The sequence below is a fragment of the Streptomyces phytophilus genome, from assembly GCF_013870535.1.
In the GTDB taxonomy this organism is placed as follows: Bacteria; Actinomycetota; Actinomycetes; order Streptomycetales; family Streptomycetaceae; genus Streptomyces; species Streptomyces phytophilus.
Genome location: NZ_JACBXC010000655.1, coordinates 1 through 3376, shown reverse-complemented (window position 1 = coordinate 3376; position 3376 = coordinate 1). Strand labels below are relative to the sequence as shown.

The window sequence follows — 3376 nt, the reverse complement described above, 5'->3', positions numbered from 1 at the left end:
GTTCGCCACGGCGCGCGCGGCCGACGGGGCCGACGGGACCGACGTGGTCATCGCGAACGACCCCGACGCGGACCGCTGCGCGGTGGCCGTACGGGACACGGACGCGCCCGCCGGGTGGCGGATGCTGCGCGGCGACGAGGTCGGCGCCCTGCTGGCCGCGCACCTCGTACGCAAGCGGGCCGCGGGCACCTTCGCCGCGTCCATCGTCTCCTCCTCCCTGATGGGCCGGATCGCGCGGGCCGCGGGCCTGCCGTACGAGGAGACGCTGACCGGCTTCAAGTGGCTGGCCCGGGTCGACGGCCTGCGCTACGCCTACGAGGAGGCCCTCGGCTACTGCGTCGACCCCGCCGGGGTCCGCGACAAGGACGGCATCACGGCGGCCCTGCTCGTCGCGGAACTGGCGGCGGAGCTGAAGGCCATGGGCCGCACGCTGCAGGACCTGCTGGACGACATCGCGGTGGAGTACGGCCTGCACGCCACGGACCAGCTCTCCGTCCGCGTGGAGGACCTGGACGTGATCGCCGCCGCCATGCGCCGCCTGCGCGAGTCCCCGCCGCGGACGGCGGCGGGCCTGCGGGTGTCCCTGGCCGAGGACCTGTCGGCGGGCACCCCGGCCCTCCCCCCGACGGACGGCCTCCGCTACACCCTGGCGGGCGACGGGGCCCGGGGCGTGGAGTCGGCCCGGGTGATCGTCCGCCCGAGCGGCACGGAGCCGAAGCTGAAGTGCTACCTGGAGGTCGTGGTCCCGGTCCCGGCCGGCCGGGACGGCCTCCCGGCGGCGCGGGCAGCGGCGGCAGCGGTCCTGGCGGAACTCACCGGCGATCTGTCGGCGGCAGCGGGCCTCTGACGGCGTACGGCCGCATCAGCCGTCCCGGGCCTCGGTGGGAAAGTAAGGAAACACGTGCAGCATCGCGAACGCTTCGCTTTGCAGCAGGGGCACGCTGAACATGCGGACCCGCATTCCCATGACCACCTCACCCCCGCCGGCCCGGCGGACGCGCACCAAGCGGTCGACGTGGTGGTTGGAAAGCGCGTCCAGGTCGGCGCCCACATGGTCGTACGCCCGTCTGAGCCGGGGCTCCGCGAGTACCGCCTCGGCGGTTTCCGCGATGACCGGGTCATTCGGGTTCAGCTCCATCCCCGCCTTGAGGTAGCTGAGCATCGGCGGCACCCAGTTGCTCATCCAGTCGAGGAAGTAGCTTTCCGCGTCCGGGTACTTCAGCACGAACCCGATCGGGTATTTCAGCGGGTCGGCGATCTCGTGTCCCGGCAGGACCGGAAAAGCCTCCGCGATCTCCCGGTAGGACTCGTTCATCTCCACGACCTCGAAGGCGCCTGACAGCAGGTACGTGGGCAGTTCGTGCCCTCTGACCTGCATCCGGTAGTCCTCCATGAGGGCGGCGAGGCCGGGAGGGTCGCCGAGCGCCTCGCGGCAGCGGGGAATCCTCTCCGGCTGCCGGTCGGAGAGCCTGTACAGTTCCGCCCGCTCTTCGAGCGAGGCGTCCAGGCCGCGGAAGAACTTCTCGATCTGCGGAGGGGTCATACGGCGCTCGCCGCTTTCGAGCTTGCGGAAAGTCGACAGGTTGCCGCTCTTCAGGACGTCGTGCGTGGCCGCCATCTGCGTAATTCCGGCCCTGGTACGGATTCTCCGCAGCAGCCGCCCCGCTGCGGCGTGTGGGGCAGGGGTCTTCCGGCCCGGTGCGCCGAGTTCTGGTTTCACCGACAATGCACGTCCCCACAATCCGTACGATCTCCGGATAGATCCGTATCTCCCGACGGGGAACCGGGCGAGGCCAGCCGACTGCCGGAAAGATTGCGGTCGTCGTTCCGTAATGGAACGGTCCGATTCTGCATATTTCTGGACGCTACGTGCTCACCATCGATCACGACCGCGAAGCACAAGGTCTTCCCCGGTCCAACCCCCGGGAAACGTGCGTCCGGGCGGCGCATCCGCACTAGGCTGCCTGCCTGGTCCCCCACCCCAACGGGTCGATCTTATCGAGGAGTTGACCGGTGTCTCCTGCCACGCCCTTCGACCACGGTGCACCGGGCTCGGCCGCCGCACCGCCGGCGGGCTGCCCGGCCCACGACCTGGTGCGGCTCGGCGGGCCCGAGGCGGCCGACTCACGGCGGCTGCACGAGGAACTCCGGGAGCGCTACGGCGCGGTGGCGCCCGTGCTGCTGCCGGGCGACCTGCCGGCGTGGCTGGTCCTCGGCTACTCGGAGAACCTGCGGGTGGCCCGCAGCCCGGCGACGTTCACCAGGGACTCCCGGCTCTGGAAGCACGCCGACGCGCTGACCTCCGACCACCCGCTGGCACCGATCGTCGCGTGGCAGCCGCTGTGCGTGTTCACCGACGGGCAGGACCACAAGCGGCTGCGCTCGGCCGTCACCGAAAGCCTGGGCAGCGTCAACAAGCGCGGCATCCGGACCGACATCACGCGCTTCGCCGACCGCCTCGTCGACGACTTCGCGCAGACCGGCGAGGCCGATCTGGTCGCGCAGTTCGCCCACCACCTGCCGCTGCTGGTCGTCACCAAGCTCTTCGGGATGCCGGAGGAGTTCAGCCCCCGCCTGATCGAGGCCGCCTGGACGAGCCTGGGCGGCGGCGAGTCCGCCGCCGGGGCCAACGACTACCTGACGGACACGCTCGACCAGCTGGTGGCGCGCAAGAAGGCCGCTCCCGGCAACGACATCACCACCCGGCTCCTCGCCCACTCCTCCGACCTCAACGACGTCGAGGTGCGCGAGCACCTGCGGCTCATCCTCATCGCCGCCAACGCCACCACCGTCAGCCTGGTCGGCCACGTCCTGCTGAAGGTCCTGACCGACAAGAACTTCCGCGGCAACCTCAGCGGGGGCCAGATGACGCTGCCCAGCGCACTGGACCAGGTCCTCTGGGACAACCCGCCGATGGAGCGGTGTCCGCACCGGGTGACGACCGGCGAGGTCGAGCTGGGCGAGACGGAGATCCCCCAGGGCGAACTGCTCGTGCTGGGCCTGTCCGCGGCCAACTTCGATCCGTACGTACGGCCCGACCTGGACGCCCCCGTACACGGCAACAGCGCGCACCTCGCGTTCAGCGCGGGACCGCACGAGTGCCCCGGGCAGGACTTCGCGCGCGCCATCACCGAGACCGGGATCGAGACGCTGCTGACCCGGCTGCCGCAGATGGAGCTGGCGGTCGAGCTGGAGGAGCTGACCTGGCGCAAGGACTGGACGAGCAGCCTGCTGGAGAAGCTGCCGGTGACGTTCCCCATCCCGCAGCGAGGCGCCAAACCCGTCCACCGAGGCGACCACACCCGGGGCGGCTCCCCGGACTTCATCGCCGAGGTGGAGCGCGTGCTGCACGTGCTCGACGGGGCGGTGCTCGTGG

At 70.9% G+C, this 3376-nt stretch carries 3 protein-coding genes; 2 read left to right on the top strand and 1 reads right to left on the bottom strand.

What is annotated here, in order from left to right; all coding sequences use genetic code 11:
• A partial coding sequence (locus H5J30_RS23015) for a phosphohexomutase domain-containing protein (protein ID WP_508470610.1) occupies positions 1-847 on the top strand: 847 nt, incomplete at its 5' end.
• 15 nt (positions 848-862) lie between these two features.
• Here H5J30_RS23015 and H5J30_RS23010 read toward each other — a convergent pair.
• Positions 863-1720, bottom strand: coding sequence for a helix-turn-helix domain-containing protein (locus H5J30_RS23010; RefSeq protein ID WP_309505610.1), 858 nt, complete (start codon positions 1718-1720; stop codon positions 863-865).
• A 293-nt stretch (positions 1721-2013) separates the two neighbouring features.
• On the opposite strand from H5J30_RS23010, the gene H5J30_RS23005 reads away from it, so the two are divergent.
• Positions 2014-3376, top strand: a 1363-nt coding sequence (locus H5J30_RS23005; RefSeq protein WP_258563491.1) for a cytochrome P450, incomplete at its 3' end; no start/stop codon positions are given.